This window comes from Tsukamurella pseudospumae (genome assembly GCF_001575195.1).
Classification (GTDB): Bacteria; Actinomycetota; Actinomycetes; order Mycobacteriales; family Mycobacteriaceae; genus Tsukamurella; species Tsukamurella pseudospumae.
This window is the reverse complement of sequence record NZ_LSRF01000013.1, coordinates 1-16,470: the sequence shown is the minus strand read 5'-3', so window position 1 is coordinate 16,470 and position 16,470 is coordinate 1. Positions and strand designations below refer to the sequence as shown.

14 protein-coding genes are annotated in these 16,470 nt (G+C 64.7%); 10 read left to right on the top strand and 4 right to left on the bottom strand.

Features of this window, described 5'->3' with window-relative positions:
• The 3 genes from AXK60_RS27580 to AXK60_RS08710 all read right to left on the bottom strand — a co-directional run.
• On the bottom strand, nt 1-476 hold a 476-nt coding region (locus tag AXK60_RS27580; protein WP_175399966.1), incomplete at its 3' end, for a helix-turn-helix domain-containing protein.
• 73 nt (nt 477-549) lie between these two features.
• A protein-coding gene (locus AXK60_RS08720) for an IS3 family transposase (RefSeq protein ID WP_139057832.1) occupies nt 550-1,790 on the bottom strand; the annotation gives its coding sequence in 2 pieces (ribosomal slippage) (nt 550-1,499 and nt 1,499-1,790; 1,242 coding nt in all).
• Nucleotides 1,791-1,943: 153 nt separating this feature from the next.
• Nucleotides 1,944-2,945 carry a helix-turn-helix transcriptional regulator gene (locus tag AXK60_RS08710; RefSeq protein ID WP_043078250.1) on the bottom strand — a complete coding sequence of 334 codons (1,002 nt, stop codon included), beginning with the start codon at nt 2,943-2,945 and terminating at the stop codon, nt 1,944-1,946.
• Nucleotides 2,946-3,063: 118 nt separating this feature from the next.
• Between AXK60_RS08710 and AXK60_RS08705 the strand changes: the two genes are divergently transcribed.
• From AXK60_RS08705 to AXK60_RS08665, 9 genes are all read left to right on the top strand, one after another.
• On the top strand, nt 3,064-3,384 hold the full coding sequence (locus AXK60_RS08705; protein ID WP_043078249.1) for a 2Fe-2S iron-sulfur cluster-binding protein: 321 nt from the start codon (nt 3,064-3,066) through the stop codon (nt 3,382-3,384).
• A 24-nt stretch (nt 3,385-3,408) separates the two neighbouring features.
• On the top strand, nt 3,409-4,797 hold the full coding sequence (locus AXK60_RS08700) for a cytochrome P450 (protein ID WP_054173132.1): 1,389 nt from the start codon (nt 3,409-3,411) through the stop codon (nt 4,795-4,797).
• Nucleotides 4,794-5,996 carry an NAD(P)/FAD-dependent oxidoreductase gene (locus AXK60_RS08695; RefSeq protein WP_043078172.1) on the top strand — a complete coding sequence of 401 codons (1,203 nt, stop codon included), beginning with the start codon at nt 4,794-4,796 and terminating at the stop codon, nt 5,994-5,996. Before AXK60_RS08700 ends, AXK60_RS08695 begins: the two co-directional genes overlap by 4 nt.
• A gap of 74 nt (nt 5,997-6,070) precedes the next feature.
• Nucleotides 6,071-7,531 (top strand): cytochrome P450, encoded by a 1,461-nt coding sequence (locus tag AXK60_RS08690; RefSeq protein ID WP_043078171.1) that lies wholly within the window; start codon nt 6,071-6,073, stop codon nt 7,529-7,531.
• Nucleotides 7,528-8,253: a transglutaminase-like domain-containing protein gene (locus AXK60_RS08685; RefSeq protein WP_043078170.1), complete on the top strand. Its 726-nt coding sequence runs from the start codon at nt 7,528-7,530 to the stop codon at nt 8,251-8,253. Before AXK60_RS08690 ends, AXK60_RS08685 begins: the two co-directional genes overlap by 4 nt.
• A complete protein-coding gene (locus AXK60_RS08680) occupies nt 8,250-9,779 on the top strand; it encodes an aldehyde dehydrogenase family protein (RefSeq protein ID WP_043078169.1) in 1,530 nt (509 codons plus the stop codon). The genes AXK60_RS08685 and AXK60_RS08680 overlap by 4 nt, the downstream gene beginning before the upstream one ends.
• Complete coding sequence (locus AXK60_RS08675; RefSeq protein ID WP_043078168.1) at nt 9,776-10,612, top strand: SDR family oxidoreductase; 837 nt, start codon at nt 9,776-9,778, stop codon at nt 10,610-10,612. Before AXK60_RS08680 ends, AXK60_RS08675 begins: the two co-directional genes overlap by 4 nt.
• Before the next feature lie 49 nt (nt 10,613-10,661).
• Nucleotides 10,662-11,729, top strand: a complete 1,068-nt coding sequence (locus AXK60_RS08670; RefSeq protein ID WP_043078167.1) for a BtrH N-terminal domain-containing protein — start codon at nt 10,662-10,664, stop codon at nt 11,727-11,729.
• Between the two features lie 72 nt (nt 11,730-11,801).
• Nucleotides 11,802-13,433 (top strand): long-chain fatty acid--CoA ligase, encoded by a 1,632-nt coding sequence (locus AXK60_RS08665; RefSeq protein WP_043078166.1) that lies wholly within the window; start codon nt 11,802-11,804, stop codon nt 13,431-13,433.
• A gap of 1,959 nt (nt 13,434-15,392) precedes the next feature.
• On the opposite strand, the gene AXK60_RS08660 is transcribed toward AXK60_RS08665, so the two are convergent.
• The gene (locus AXK60_RS08660; RefSeq protein ID WP_068570679.1) at nt 15,393-16,070 is read right to left on the bottom strand and encodes a hypothetical protein; all 678 of its coding nucleotides are present in this window, start codon (nt 16,068-16,070) and stop codon (nt 15,393-15,395) included.
• A 150-nt stretch (nt 16,071-16,220) separates the two neighbouring features.
• Here AXK60_RS08660 and AXK60_RS08655 point away from each other — a divergent pair.
• On the top strand, nt 16,221-16,470 hold a 250-nt coding region (locus tag AXK60_RS08655), incomplete at its 3' end, for a helix-turn-helix domain-containing protein (RefSeq protein WP_139057831.1).

Below are 16,470 nucleotides of genomic sequence, written 5' to 3'. Positions count from 1 at the left end.
ATCCCCAGCACTCGCACGGGTGTCGGTGCGGTCAGCACCTGTTCGGCGTGCTCGACGAACGCGGCATGCGCGGTCGGCCACGACACTCCCGCTGCGGCTGCGACCTCGGCCACCGACCGAGCGTTCTCTCCGATGTCCCGCCCGATCTGGGTGCGTAACCGGGTGGTGGTCCGACGCCGCGCCGGGACCTCACGTATCCGGTCAGTGAACGTCGCCCGATCACACTCATCGTTCCGGCATCGGTATCGCGTCTTCCACCAGCGCAACCTAATTGGATCATCTCCGTATCGCACATCACGTGGATACGTGACCGAATGATCCTTGACGAAGGTCGAGACGACACCACATGACGGGCACGCAGCAGCATCCGGATCGCAGGTGATCACCTCCACCAGCCGCGTCCTATCCGGCAATGCCGAAACGCTCGTGACCTGCAGACCTTCCAGGCCCAGCAACAACGAAGTAGGCTCGCTCATGCCCCTGGTACTCCTCACCGAAATCGGAATGTGTCGCAACATCCAGATTTCCGGAGACCAGGGGCTCCTCACGTCACCGACACGCCGAAGCCGCCGAAGCCCTGACCAGGCACTGCCCGCTCAAGCTCGAAGAGCCTGTTTCGACGGGGGTGCGATACCCGAGGGCTTCGGGCAGGCGTTCGTGGTTGAACCAGTGCACCCATTCCATTGTTGCGAGCTCGAGTTGCTCGACGGTTTTCCAGGGGCCGCGGCGGATCAGTTCGGCTTTGTAGGCGGCGTTGACGGCTTCGGCGAGGGCATTGTCGTAGCTGTCGCCGCGGGATCCGACCGAGGCGGTGATGCCGAGTTCGGCGAGCCGATCGGTGTAGATCACGCTGAGGTATTGGCTGCCGCGGTCGCTGTGGTGGATGAGGTCACGCAGGTCTGCGCCATCGGTCTGCCAGATCGCGTAGTTGAACGCTTCGAGGGGAAGATCGGCGGTCCGCATGGTCGGTGTGACGGCCCATCCGACGATCTTGCGGGTGCAGACGTCGGTGACGAACGCGGTGTAGGCCATCGATTGCCAGGTCCGGGTGTAAGTGATGTCGACGACCCACAACCGGTTCGGGGCGCTCGCGTGGAAGTGGCGTTCAACGAGATCGGCGGGGCGTTGTTGAGTGGGGTCGGGGTGGGTGGTGAACACCTTCCGTCCTCGCTGAACGCCTTGCAAACCAGCAGCTTTCATCAATCTCGCGGTTCTGTCGCGGCCGATGTCCCATCCGGTTCGGCGCATCGCGGCGTGCATCTTGCGTACCCCGTAGACGGAGAAGTTGTCCCGATGGATCCGCCGCAATTCGTCGATCAGTTCCCGGTCCATCAGAGCGCGATCGGATGGCGGCCGGGTCCTGGCGGCGCGGTAGCCGCGGGAGGTGAGAAACCCCGCATCCGTCGCACGCAGGGTGCGGCAGATGAGCTCGACCCCGAACCGATGCCGATACCGGTCGATGTATCGGATCATCGCTGGGCGGGACGGTCGAGCTCCGCGGCGAAAAACGCCGACGCCGTCTTCAAGATCTCATTCGCCCTGCGCAGCTCGGCGTTCTCGCGTTTGAGCCGGCGGATCTCCTCATCCCCGGCGGAGGTCACGCCCGTGCGCTGACCGGTGTCGATCTGACGTTTGCGCACCCAGCGGGTCAATCCCTGCTGACTGCAGCCGCGCTGGGCGGCGACCTTCTGGATCGCCCCGTACTCGGTCACCTGCGGGTTGTCCTCCCGCGCCTCGGCGACCATCCGGACACCCCGATCACGGAACTCCTGCGGATATTGACGTGGCATGGCTTCGATCCTCTCCGATAGAGGTCGGAACGGAACCCCGAACACTTCACCTAGTGTTGCGCTACACCCTTGGATCCACCGGTGCTAACAACGCCACTTACACCGAAAATCTGACACTCCCATTCACCGCGGACGGCCCGGGATGGCTCAGCGTTACGTGTGCCGGAACTCGCTCGGAGAGCGGCCGGTCCATCGCTTGAAAGCGTGTGAGAAGTTGGTGAGGTCGCTGTATCCGAGATCTGTGGCGATCTCGCTCACCGACATTGATTGGTCGAGTAGCTGCAGCATCGCGCGCTCGCGCAGGAATGACTGGTGCAACTCGCGAAAGGTGGTCCCCTCTTCGGCGAGGCGGCGCTTGAGCGTGCTGGCGGATATCGACAGCTCATGTGCGACCCAATGGCTACCTCGCTGTCCGGAATGCTGCTCCAACAGTCGTCTCACCTTCTCTGAGAACGACGTTGTTCTGCTCCGCTGGTCGAGAGTTCGTTGCAGATCGACGATGGCGAGTCGATAAGCGAGGGGATCGGAGAACCGGCAGACCTCGTTGAGCGTGTCTGCGGGGATATAGAGAAAGGACGTTGGAGCGTCAAAGCACAGGCGCCCGGCCAGCACGTCCTTATGGTGGGTCAGAGAGGTCGGCGCTGGCCAGCTCAGGTGGAGTGTGACCGTCGGCATGTCGCCGGCGAGCATGGCAAGCAGCCGCAGGAGCACTGACCCGCTGTAGGCAACGACCAGGCAGTCCAGGGCCAGGTCGCTTGTATGCGCGGTGAGCCCGACAGTGAGGCCGTGGTCACTCGGATGGAACTGTGGGCTGAGTGCTGTCGAGATCAACGGCAAGTAGGTGAGCAGCTCTACGATCTCGGCTACCGAGCCTGCGCTGACCAGCGGAAAACTCAACGGGCCGAAGGACGTCAATTGGGCCTGTTCAGCGAATGTGAAGCCGAGCAGGGTTGCCTGGTCGACGTCGAGTTCGGGGTAGACCTCCCGAAACCACCGGATCGGGGCCTGGACGTCATGCTGGATCAGCATCGCCTCGTTGGTTCCTTCGCGAGCCATGATGTTGCGAAGCCGCGCTGCAGCGTCTGAGTCGAGTGCTTGGCTCTCGAGCAGTTGCACGAACATGAGCGGAGGCACGCCCTCGTCATTGAGGTTCACCATAGTCCCTTTGAGCTGAATTCACAAGTTTCTGACTCCGTCGAACATGGTCGCAGCGCCCATCCTCGACAACACTTTGACCAAGTTCCCGCTGAGGACAACGTATCAGGAGTTGGCTATGGCATTTGTCACCTTTGTCTCCCACGACGGCGAGAAGCACGAAGCGCCCTTCGAGGAAGGGCAGTCGCTGATGCAGGTCGCGACCAACAACGCGGTCCCCGGAATCAACGGCGACTGTGGAGGCGAAGCCGCCTGTGGCACCTGTCATGTGATCGTCGATTCGCAATGGTCCGAGCAGGTCGGCCTCTCCGGATCCGATGAGGAGGAGATGCTCGCGATGAACCCAGAGCGCCAGCCGACCTCTCGGCTGTCCTGCCAGATGGTGGCCTGCGCGGAGTGGGACGGCTTGATCGTCCAACTACCCGAATTCCAGATGTGACGACGAGAGACAGAGTAAGACCTGATGAAGATTCCTGAAGTGATTACCACCAGAGTTCAGTCGACCATCCCGATGGATCTGCAGATCCGGGGCGCGCATCTGTATGACAAGACCCGGCGATGGGTGACCGGGACGAACGGAGAGAAGCTCTTCGTCGAGAGTCCTGTCCCGCCGGTCGAGGACGTCGAGCTCGCCGACATCGACCTCAGCAACCCTTTTCTCTATCGCCAGGGGCGCTGGCAGTCCTACTTCGAGCGCTTGCGCAACGAGGCGCCAGTCCACTATCAGCCCAACAGTTCGTTCGGTCCGTTCTGGTCTGTCACGCGGCATGCCGACATCGTGGCCGTGGACAAGAACCACGAGCTCTTCTCCGCCGAGCCGTTCATTGTCATCGGGGCCCCGCCTCGCTTCCTCGATATCGCGATGTTCATCGCGATGGATCCGCCACGGCATGACGCGCAGCGGGCCGCTGTCCAAGGCGTGGTCGCGCCGAAGAACCTGCGTGAGATGGAGGGGCTGATTCGATCGCGTGTGCAGGAGGTGCTGGACGACCTGCCTGTGGATCAGCCGTTCGACTGGGTGCAGAACGTCTCGATCGAGTTGACCGCTCGGATGCTCGCGACTCTCCTGGACTTTCCGTACGAGCAGCGTCGCAAGCTCGTCTACTGGTCAGACCTTGCGACCTCGCTGGAGCAGGCTAACGGCGGGCCCTCGGACAACGACGAGGTGTTCCCCGGCATGCGCGACATGGCGCGAGGTCTCAGCGCTCTCTGGCACGACAAGGCAGCCCGGACAGCGGCCGGGGAGGAACCTGGCTTCGATCTGATCACCATGTTGCAGAGCAACGAGAGCACCAAGGACCTGATCGACCGCCCGATGGAATTCTTGGGCAACCTTGTGTTGCTGATCGTCGGAGGCAACGACACGACCCGGAACTCGATGAGCGGCGGTGTTCTTGCGCTGAACCGCTTCCCCGATCAGTTCGAGAAGCTGAAGGCGAACCCCGACTTGATTCCCAACATGGGCTCGGAGATCATCCGGTGGCAAACCCCGCTGGCGTATATGCGCCGGGTCGCCAAGGCCGATACCATTCTGAACGGGCAATTCATCCGCAAGGGCGACAAGGTAGTGATGTGGTACGCCTCGGGCAACCGTGACGAGCGCGTGTTCGAACGGCCGGATGAGTTCATCATCGACCGGGCCAACGCCCGCAACCACATCTCGTTCGGCTTCGGCGTCCACCGCTGCATGGGCAACCGGCTGGCCGAGCTCCAGCTGCGGATCCTGTGGGAGGAGTTGCTTACCCGTTTCGACAACATCGAGGTCGTCGGGGAGCCAGAGTACGTGCAGTCCAATTTCGTCAGGGGGATCAGTAAAATGATGGTCCGCCTCACCCCGAAGTCCAGCGCATGACTTCGCAGCGGGCCCTCATCGTTGGGGCCGGCCATGCCGGGGTCCAGCTCGCGGCCAGTCTCCGCCAGGAAGGGTGGACCGGTGAGATCGTCCTCATCGGCGAGGAGTCGGCGCTGCCCTATCAACGCCCGCCGCTGTCGAAGGCTTACCTGGCGGGGAAGAGCACGCTCGACGAACTTGCGATCCGCAGCGCCGAATTCTACAGCAAGCAGGGAATCCAACTCCTGGACGCGACCGTGGAGGCGATCGACCGCTCGGCCGGTCACCTTGCACTGAGCGCCGGCGACACGCTGCCCTACGACAAGCTCGCGCTGTGCACTGGGGCCAGCCCTCGACGGCTTTCCATCCCGGGTGCCGACCTGGTCGGCGTCTACTACCTACGCACCGCTGCGGACGTCGAGATGATCCGAGAGGTCACCAGCCCCGGGTGCCGGGCCGTGATCGTCGGCGGCGGCTACATCGGACTGGAGACGGCCGCTTCGTTGCGTGCGCTGGGTCTGGAGGTCACAGTGCTTGAGGCGGCCGAGCGCGTCCTCGAACGGGTCACCGCTCCCGAGGTATCGGCGTTCTTCGAACGGATCCACCGGGAGGAGGGCGTGAACATCAGGACGGGCGCGCTGGTCGAGGCTCTGTCCGGTGACGGCAGGGTCCGCGAGGTATTCCTGTCAGGTGGCGAATCAATTCCCGCCGACCTCGTCATTGTCGGCATCGGCGTTGAGCCGAACACCGAGCTCGCCGCCGCCGCGGGTCTGGTCGTCGACAACGGCGTCGTGATCGACGACCAGGCCCGGACCAGTGACCCCGACATCGTGGCCGCCGGGGACTGCGCCAGCCACGACATGGCCCGTTACGGCCGTCGCATACGCCTGGAGTCCGTGCCGAGTGCGGGTGAGCAGGCCAAGGTGGCCGCCGCGACCTTCTGCGGCAAGCCCAAGATGATCGCGGCGCTTCCGTGGTTCTGGTCGGATCAATACGATCTCAAGCTCCAGATCGCCGGTCTCAACACCGAGTACGACGAAGTCGTCTGCAGCGGCGACCCGATCCGGGACCGCGCCTTCGCCTGCTTCTACCTCCGTGCCGGCGAGCTCATTGCTGCCGACTGCGTCAACCGGCCCCGGGACTTCGTGTTCAGCAAGCGGGTCATCGCGCAACGACTCCCCGTCGGCCGGGCCGAACTGGTGCTCGCCGGCTCGACCTGAACTGACTGGTCCCTGGGGTCGACGGCGGTAGGAAGACATCGAGTGCGGCCCCACATTTTCAGAAAGGAACGTCAGTGACGAATATCATCCAGCTCCCGCTGGCGAAGGGTCGTGAGCGGCTCTCATCGGTACTCCTGGCGCCGCTGCCGAGTCGAGTCGACGCGACCCTGCTTGGGGTCAGCGACCATTGGCCTGTGCGTGAGCTCACCCCGCCCCCGGCGGGGTCGGGCCTCGAGCCGGTCCGGGGGACCGCGGGCCTGCCTTTGCTCGGTCACACCCTGGACTACATCAGGTTCGGCTCCAACTTCACCCGGGCCAGGTACCAACGCTTCGGACCGGTCTGGTGGATGGGCGCCTTCGGTACGAGAATCGTGATGGTGGCCGGCGCGGATGCCACCCAGGAGGCGCTGACGACCAAGGCGAAGTCGTTCTCCCAGGACGGGTGGACCTATCTCATCGATGCCTTCTTTCACCGGGGCCTGATGCTGATGAGCTTCGACGAGCACAGGATGCATCGGCGGATCATGCAGGAAGCGTTCACCCGCGACCGGCTCGCCGGCTATGTCGACCAGCTCGGCCCGACGCTGGAGACCAGCATCCCCGGGTGGACAGCGGGCCGGTCCACGCGCATCTACCCACTGCTGAAGGCCTTGACTCTCGACGTCGCAACGGGGGTCTTCATGGCAGGTCGGGGCAGGAGCGAGGACATCGACGCCATCAACGACGCCTTCGTGGCCACCGTGCGCGCAGCCAGCTCGATCATCCATTTCCCGCTGCCCGGTACTCGGTGGCGCGCCGGAGTCCGTGGGCGCACGCTCCTGGAGAACTACTTCACCCGGCATCTGCCGACGGCTCGAAGTGGCCAGGGAGACGACCTCTTCACGGGGTTGTGCCATGCGCGCACGGCCGACGGTGAGGCGTTCAACGATGAGGACGTCGTCAACCACATGATCTTCTTGATGATGGCGGCCCACGACACCTCGACCATTACCACCACAGCTGCCGCCTACTTCCTCGCCAAGCACCCAGCCTGGCAGGAACGGGCTCGGGCCGAGTCCGACCGACTCGGTGAACGCCGCCCCGACATCGACGACCTGGACTCGCTGGCGACTCTCGACCTGGTGATCAAGGAGACGCTGCGCCTCGTAGCGCCCGTGCCGATCGTGATGCGCAAAACGATCGAGAACGTGGAGATTGCCGGACGCCACATCCCGGCGGACACCCTGGTGGCCGTGGCTCCTGCGGTGAACCACTTCGACGAGTCGTGCTGGACCGGCCCCGATACCTTCGACCCCGACCGTTTCAGCGAGCCGCGCCGGGAGGACCAGAATCACCGTTTCGGGTGGATCCCCTTCGGAGGAGGGGTGCACAAGTGCATTGGTCTGCACTTCGGCACTCTCGAGGTCAAGGCGATCCTGCACTACATGCTGCGCACGTACACCTGGTCGGTCCCGGACCAGTATGAAGTGAGATGGGACAACACTTCGCTCCCCATCCCTGTCGACGGGTTGCCGATCACCCTGGAGCGCAGATGAATCAGGCACCGGTGGCGTCGTTGGTGGCGACCGACTTCCTCGACATCGAACACGCGTCCGTCCGGGCATTCACCGCCGCCGCGATTGGGGATGCGAGCACCGACCGGGACAAGGCCAATCGCCTCTTCACCACCGTCCGTGACCAGATCTGGTACGACCCCTACACAGTGTCGGACGATCCCGCCCACTATCGAGCCAGCTTCGTCCTCGAGGCCGGGCGTGCCTATTGCGTCCCGAAGGCGGTGCTCTTGACCGCGGTGTGCCGTGCGGCAGGGATTCCGGCGCTGCTGGGCTTCGCTGATGTCCGCAATCACCTGCAGACCGAAGCGCTGCGAGCGCTCATGGGCGGCACAGACCTGTTCGTCTATCACGGTTACAGCCTTCTCTACATCGACGGCCGGTGGTTGAAGGCGACACCTGCGTTCAACACCGAGTTGTGTGCGCGTTTCAGTGTGCCGCCGGTGGAATTCGACGGCGATCGCGACGCCCTCCTGCACGCCTTCACCGCCGACGGAGCCCAGCATATGGAGTACGTCCGCGAGCGCGGCATCTTCGACGACCTGCCTTTGAACGCGATCCTGACCGAGCTTCGGCATACCTATGGACCGGTGATGTTCAAACGCGCTGACGTGATCGCTGACGCTTTCACCGACACACCCACCAGACGCACCCCACCCAACGGGCTCTCCCGCGGGTTCGACTCACTCCTGGAGGACCGATGAGCACGGCGACCACAGCGGACGCCTTGGCCGTGTGTAGCCCAGCCGACGGCCGGCGGATCGCAACCGTCCCCGTGGATGATCGTGAGACCGTGAACCGCATCGCGGCTGACCTCCGCCGCGCCCAGGCAGGGTGGGCCGAAGCAGGCCCGCGGCAACGCGCAAGATGGTTGCATCGCTGGCGGGACTGGATCCTGGCTCACACCGACGAGCTCACCGACCTGTTGCAAGCCGAAACGGGCAAAGTGCGCCCAGACGCTCTCGTGGAGACGACCGCGTCGTGCGAATTCATCACCTACTACGCCGACAATGCCGAGAGGTTTCTCGCTGGCGAGCAGGTCAGGCCCTCGAGTCTGTTGAGTCTGCCGAAGCGGCTGTCCAAGACCTACCACCCGTACCCTGTTGTCGGGCTCATCACGCCCTGGAACTTCCCGATCACCCTCTTCCTCATGGATGCAGCACCCGCGTTGGCTGCCGGGTGCGCGGTCCTGGCGAAGTCCTCGGAAGCGACGCCACTGACGTGTGCGCGGGTCGTCGAAGGCTGGCACGAGATCGGCGCCCCCCCGGTCCTGGCCCATGTTGTGGGTGCCGGCGAAGCGGGTGCGTCGGTGGTGGACGCAGCTGACTTCGTGCAGTTCACCGGCTCGACAGCCACCGGGCGCGCGGTCGCGATCCGCTGTGCCGAGCACCTGAAGCCGGTGAGCCTGGAGCTGGGCGGTAAGGATCCGGCGATAGTGCTGGAGGACGCCGACCTTGCTCGCGCGGTCGAGGGGATCGCGTGGGGCGGTCTGTTCAACGCAGGGCAGGTCTGCATCTCCGTTGAGCGGGTGTATGTGGTAGCTGAGATCTACGACGAGTTCGTGGCTCGGCTGACGCAAAGGGTGCGGTCCCTCGCCCACGGTGCAGCGGCAGGTGACGACGTGGGTGCGATGGTCACTGCGAGGCAGGTCGAGATCGCCGATCGCCACGTCAACGAGGCGGTGGCGGCGGGTGCACGGGTCTTGGTCGGCGGAACCCGGAGCGCGGCCGGGAACTACTACGCTCCTACCGTCCTGGTCGGCGTCGACCACACGATGACTTGCATGACCGAGGAGACCTTCGGACCCACGATCCCGGTGATGCTGGTCGCGGATGAAGACGAGGCCGTCCGCTTGGCCAACGACTCGGTGTACGGCCTGTCCGCGACGGTGTGGACCCGCGATCACGCTCGTGCGCAGCGCATCGCGAAACGCCTGGACGCGGGCGCTGTCAACATCAACGACGTCTTCAGTAACCTCTTCGCCACCACACTGCCGCACAGTGGATGGAAGGCATCAGGTATCGGTGCGCGGCTCGGCGGCGCCTATGGGCTGCACAAGTACTGCCGGGTCCAGGCGGTGACGGAGCCGCGGATCCCTGTCCTGACACGGGAACTCACGTGGTACCCGTACACCTCTCGGCGTGCGGCCATCGCCGAAAGAGTATTGCGCGCGGCAGCCGGCCGCGGCCTGTGGCAACGCCTCGGCCTGAACAAGGAGAACAGCAAGTGACGACGCACAACCCCCGCAATGCCGCCAAGACCGTGGCAATCACGGGCGGAGCCCGCGGTATCGGATACCAGACCGCGAAGGAGTTGATCCGACGAGGCCACCGCGTCGCTATTGGCGACGTCGACGAGGCCCGTGCAAAGGAGGCCGCCGTTGATCTCGGGGTGAAGGTCGTCGCCCACTTGGATGTCACCGACCCTGACTCGTTCCGCGATTTTCTCGACCTGGTCGAGGGGGACCTCGGCCCGCTCGACGTACTGATCAACAACGCGGGCATCATGCCCACCGGGCACGCCCACGAGGAAGACGACGCGGTAACCCGGCGGCAGGTCGAGATCAACGTCCTGGGAGTTGTCTTCGGCACCAAGCTCGCCCTTCAACGGATGCTGCCGCGGCGTGCTGGGCACATCATCAACACCGCATCACTGGCCGGTGAGCTCGCCGTACCCGGTCTGGCGACCTATTGCGGCACCAAGTTCGCGGTCATCGGATTCACCGAGGCAGCACGACAAGAATACCGCAAGTCCGGGGTCCAACTGTCCACGGTCCGGCCCACGTTCACCAACACCGAACTTGTCGCTGGGACGGCTGGGGCCAAGGGAATGCGCAACGCCGAGCCCGAGGAGATCGCCCGAGCGACAGCCGATTTGATCGAGAACCCGCGTCCCTTCGTGCGCGTCACCCGCCTCGCCGGCGGCATGGTCGCCGCGATGAAGTTCGTCCCCGGTTGGCTGGCCACCTGGCTCGGCTCGGCCCTGGGCTCGGACTCGGTGTTCCTGGACGACGTCGACATGAGGACCCGCCAGGCCTACCTGGACAGAATCCGGAACAACTGATCATGTCTTCGAACCCCGTCGTGCGCCCATCCACCGAAGAGGAACTCACATGCCCCGCAGGACCCTGATCGAGGACTACCCGCATCGGATGGGGGGGCATTGCGGTTCTGGTGCGATGCGGGATCTTCTGCACTGGCATGGTTTGGGGTGGGATGGACCGCCCGATGAAGGCCTCGTGTTCGCGCTCGGTGGCGCGCTAGGGCTGACCTACCTCCGGTCGAGCGACCTCGTTCCGCCGCTGTACCTGGTGGGACGAGGCGCCGACTTCGAAGTCGACCTACCTCGTCGGCTCGGCGGACAGGTCCACGTTCTCACCACCGATGATCCCCGCGAGGGGTGGCTGTGGGTTCTCGACGAGATTGACGCAGGCAGACCCAGCCTGGTGTGGGGCGACATCGGCGAGCTGCCGTACCTGCGGGTCCAGCTACGGATGAGTCGCCACGACATCGTGGTGATTGGCTATGATGAGGCCAAGGGGATTGCCGTTGTCGTAGACAATGACCGCGCCGAGGTGCAGGAGGTCCCGCTCGAAGCCCTGGCTCGGGCGCGGTCCTCGACGTCGTTCCCGCAACCGACGCGCCACTGCACGTATCGCATCACCTGGCCGGGCGCGCTGCCGGATGTGGCGGGAGTGGCGGCAGAGGCATTTCGCCAGTCCGCGGCCAGCATGCGGCGCCCGTCGCGGCCGGGGATTGTCGATCTCACGACAGCGGTGCCCGGGGCTGAGGGCTTAGCCGCGGTCGCGCAGCTGGCAGCCGACGTCCAGACCTGGGTCGACCTTCCGGCAGACGACCTCGAGATCCTCTTGTTCAGCCTGAGCGCTTTCATTGAGAAGGCAGGCACCGGTGGCGGGCTGTTTCGTCGATTGCTCGCCGATGGCTGCGCGGATGTCGCACGTCTGACCGGTGACCTTGCCACCGCAGACCTCGCCGTCGTCGCCAGCCGTTGCGCACAGGCATGGACCGACATTGCACGCGCCGGGATCCAGTGCGACGTTGATGTGCGAGCCCGCGCGGGCGGGATGGCCTTGGCGGCCAGCCGACTGCCAGAACTCGAGTTGGACCTGGTCGAGTCCTTGGAGTCTGCTTCAAGCTCGCTTTCGGCTGCAGATCGCTGACAGCCCACTCTCCCTGGACGCTCGATCCCGGATCGTGTCGGTTCGACGGCAACTCTCTCAATAAGGAATGTTATGCAGAGCACGATGATGACCGTCCCGTTGACAACTGCGGCGATTCTGCGCCACGGCTCGAGTGTGCATGGCTCGTCGACCGTGCGGACCTTACAGCCCGACGGGAGCATAAAGGTCGCCTCGTTCGCCGAGATCGGACGGCGGTCCGCCCAGTTGGCCAACGCGTTGCGCGGTTGTGGGATCACAGGCGATGAGCGTGTCGCGACCTTTATGTGGAACAACCAGGAACATGTGGAGGTCTATTGTGCGGTGCCCTCGATGGGCGCGGTATTGCACACTCTCAATCTACGCCTCGCCTCAGATCAACTCGTCTACGTAGGCAACCACGCCGAGGACCGGGTCGTGATTCTCGATGGAAGCCTGGTCCCGCTGCTGGCCCCCGTGCTGCCGCAGATCACCAGCGTGCACACCGTCGTCGTGACCGGCGGGGTAGACCTCACCCCGCTGCACCGTGACGGGCTCACAGTCGTGGGTTACGAGGAGTTCATCTCCGCCCAACCCGAGACGTTCGACTGGCCCGACCTCGATGAGCAGTCAGCAGCCGCCATGTGCTACACCTCTGGTACCACCGGAACCCCCAAAGGTGTCGCCTATAGCCACCGGTCGACCTACCTGCACTCGATGGCGGCCTGCGCCGCCGACGGACTGCGAGTCGGCTGTGACGACCGGATCCTCGCCATTGTGCCGATGTTCCATGCCAACGCCTGGGGACTGGTCTATGCCGCCCTCATGGCCGGTGCCGACCTGCTCATGCCTGACCGGTTCCTGCAGGCCGAGCCGCTGGTACGGCTCATCGATGCCCAGAAGCCAACCGTCGCAGGCGCGGTCCCGACAATCTGGAACGACGTGCTGAACTTCGTGGAGGCCAACCCCGATTACGACATTTCCTCTCTCGGCCTGGTTGCCTGCGGTGGCTCCGCCGTGCCCGTTCACCTGATGGAGGTCTTCGAGGAGAAGTACGGCGTGCAGGTCGTCCAGGCGTGGGGAATGACCGAGACCTCGCCGCTGGCCGCCGTCGCGCGTCCGCCGGCATCGCTCGACGCGCAGGAGCGGTGGCGCCTGCGAGCTACCCAGGGCCGTCCGGTTCCTGGTGTGGAGTTGCGGATTGTCGGCGACGCGGGCAATGCGCTCCCGCACGACGGAGAAGCCGTCGGTGAGCTGCAGGTGCGCGGACCTTGGATCACCGGCTCGTACATCGGCGGAGAGGATGACGGGGAGAAGTTTCAGGACGGTTGGTTGCGCACCGGCGACGTCGGTCGGATCGATGAACGGAGCTTCGTGACGCTGACCGACCGCACCAAGGACGTGATCAAGTCTGGTGGGGAGTGGATCTCCTCGGTCGAGCTCGAGCTGCTGCTCGCCGGACACCCCTATGTGCTCGAGGCATCTGTGATCGGGGTGCCGGACGAGAAGTGGCAGGAACGGCCTCTCGCGGTGATCGTCGTACGTGACGGTCGTGCGCCCACACCTGCTCATCTGCGTGACTTCCTCGTTGGCAAGGTCGCCAAATGGTGGTTGCCTGAGCGTTGGTGCTTTGTCGACGAGGTGCCCAAGACCTCGGTCGGCAAGTTCGACAAGAAGCGCCTGCGCTCCCTGTATGCTGACGGAGAGCTTGCCGTCATTGAAATCTAGGAATCTTCTCCTGCCGGAGATCTGGGAGGCAACTCCCGGCTCCGTGTTGGATCTGGCCCAAACTTCTGTCGGCAGCACGTGAAGGATGGCCACCCTCGAACCCACAGCCGTCAGATGGTCCGGTTTGGGGGATCTGTCACGAAGTTGGTGATTCGGTAGGGTGAATTGGTCACTCGCTCAGAAGGATTCGTTTGCGCAGTGGGTCGCTCTTCTCGCGGCCGGGCATTCGGCGTTTGAGCATCTTGGTGCGGGGGACGTGGCCTGCGGCGGAGGCCTCGCACGAACGAGTGCAGCGCCAGCTGGTCGTCGACGTCGACTGTGGCCATCCACCGTTCGAGATCCCGACCGCGCCGCTCGCCCATGATCTCGGCGAACGCGCGGACGTGCCCGGCCAGCGCGGCCGGTCGCGGACTGAATGCCAGGATCGAATCCAGGCGCGGCCGGTGTCCGGCAGCGAGGGGTGTTGGGGTTGGTCATGATCCAGCTGATGACTTCGCGGACGATCGGTGGCTGGGCGGCGCGACCGGGAGGTGGGTGAGAGCGAGGAAAGGCTGCAGGTAGTCGCGCACCAACATCTCGCTGCCTTGGTAGCTGTGGGCCGTGATCTCCTCGAACGGCCACATTGTGTTGGGTACACGCCACATTCCACCGCCGATGCAGCTCGGGTTTGTATGCCTCGAGAATACGGACTCGGTACCCGAGGCAATTGTTGACCGGCAGTTCATCAGGCGCCTCGCGCGGGCAAAGCGGCGTGTGGTACCGCGAGACAGACCCAGCTCGCGGCTGATCGCAAGGATGTTAGTCCCCTCGGCCAGCACTGGGCGTGACCCGGCTCCCGAGTGGGTTTCGGCGGCAACCACAGCGGCATCAGGCCGGTCCTGTGGTTCGGGAGCGATGATCGCGGCGGGCAGGGCCGCCCGGTGGCGTGCCACGGCGCCATCGACCGCCCCGCCGCGATGTGCCAGATGTGCTACCGAGCGGCGACTTGCAGCGCGTCCGGTGCTCCGCCGCCGCGCCTTCTGCGTAAGCGCCGATGCGGTCACGATAGAAGATCTCAACGCCCGGATGGACCCGCAACCAGGCCGTAGGAGTGTGGCGGTCCCGTCTTCCAATACCTCGATCGGACGGTCGGTCTGCATGGCGGTCCGGAGTCGTCCCATAACGGTGCCCGCGACGGAAGACAAAGTCGTCCACGCCCAACACCCACGGAACCGGGTGTCAACGCTCCCTCGCCGAGGCGTACACCCGCGCCTTTCTCACGATCTCCGTCGTGATGGTCATCGTTGCCACCGCGTCGGTCGCCCTACCCAGAGTCGCACTGCGGAATGCGGCCCGATCAACGACGGCGATGTGACGTTCTGCGAACTCGAGACCGTGGAGCCCTGCTGTCGCCGCAGAGAGCAGACCGCAGGACTGACGCCAGCGTCACTCAGCGTCCCCGAGTTCGGTACCGGCCACCGACTCGTTGTCCAGACTCTCGGGAGCACGGGTGATGGTGTCAACGGCGGGTGAAAACTGATCAGCAGACGACGGCTGAACTGCTCAGTGTCGAAGGGACTCGCGGGATCGTCGAACCAGACCAGTGACTGATCACCGACACGCGGCCACCGGGTCACCCCCGTGATCCGGTGCGCGATGCCGTCGTAGTCAAAGGCCCCCGAGGGGCTGGCGGGGCCGGGACGGCGCATGTAGGTCAGGGCGTCAAGATCCCACAAGTGCGTAGATCCCTGGGACGCGACCACCCACTTGCCGCGCATACCGCCCGCGAGCTCATCCACGTTCTCGGACGGTGGATCGTTGACGTCAGGGGGCTGCCGGACATCCGGCTCATCCGTCATGGGGACTCCTCGTATTCGGGGGCGGGCTCGCTGTCCCGAACGCTAGATGGTGTTCATCTGGTGCCCCTACCGGGCGTGCCCATGATTGGGCCGGGGGTTTCGCGTGCCGTCTTGGGCGGATCTACTCGGCGGGCTCGAGGACGCGAGGATGGATCAGTTCGATCCGCGGGACGTGGATGTCGGCGCCACCGAGGACCCGCACCCGGGGCCACTCGCCGTCGACCATCGTCAGGCCGACCTGGGCGGGGGTGAGGCCGTCCTCGGTGGGGATCAGGCACACCTCGCCGGGGCCGGCCTTGCATCCGGGACAACCGGTCTTGACCTCGATGGCGATTCGCGACTTCTCGAGCTCGAGCTTCTCGTCGTCGGTGGCGTGACGCCAGCACCCGAAACCTTCTTGGTGGCCGACTCCGGCCTGGTACAGCGGCCGCATCTGGCACGGTTTCCCGTTCGTCTTCGGCCGCAGGCACTTCTGCTTGAGGCTGCGGTCGAGGTCGTCCTTCTTTGCCTTGATCCGCTCGGCGTTGAGAGCCATCTGCGTCAGATAGTCGGCGGTGTTGTCGCCGGCCGCCTCGTACAGGGCGAACACCTGTCGCGGGGACTGGGGGCCTGTCCAGCGCCGGCTGTCCGCCCCGTACACGGCGACCGGCAGCTTGCGTGCGACGATGCCGATCGCGACCTCGATGTAGTGTGCCAGATCGGTGTGCGTGTTGCCCACCCGTTCTGGATGGATCGCGATGCCGTACTCGGTCTCGATCCGTGCGGCTTCGCGGTTGAAGCCGTCGACGGCGAGCTCCACCTGCCGCTGACTGCGCTCGTTGATTCTCCCCAGTTCTGCTAACTGAATCTCCCCACTTGTGTGCACCCGCCAAGTAATGGGCGGGGCCTCCCCGTGATGCTGGTGGTCTCTGACCACGCACCAGCCCTTCGAGGGAGGCCCCGCTCGTTCATGCTCACACAAGGAGAGACCGTGGAAGCACATGCTCTGCGCAAGCAGGGGTGGACGATCTCAGCGATCGCCCGTCATCTGGGACGGGACCGTAAGACCGTCCGCAACTATCTCAACGGGGTCACCGAGCCGGGTGTCCGCCACCGGGACGAGGACCCGTTCGAGCCGTTCGCCGAGTACGTCACCAGCCGCTTGCTCGAGGACCCGCATCTGTGGGCGCAGACCCTGTTCGACGAACTCGTCGAGATGC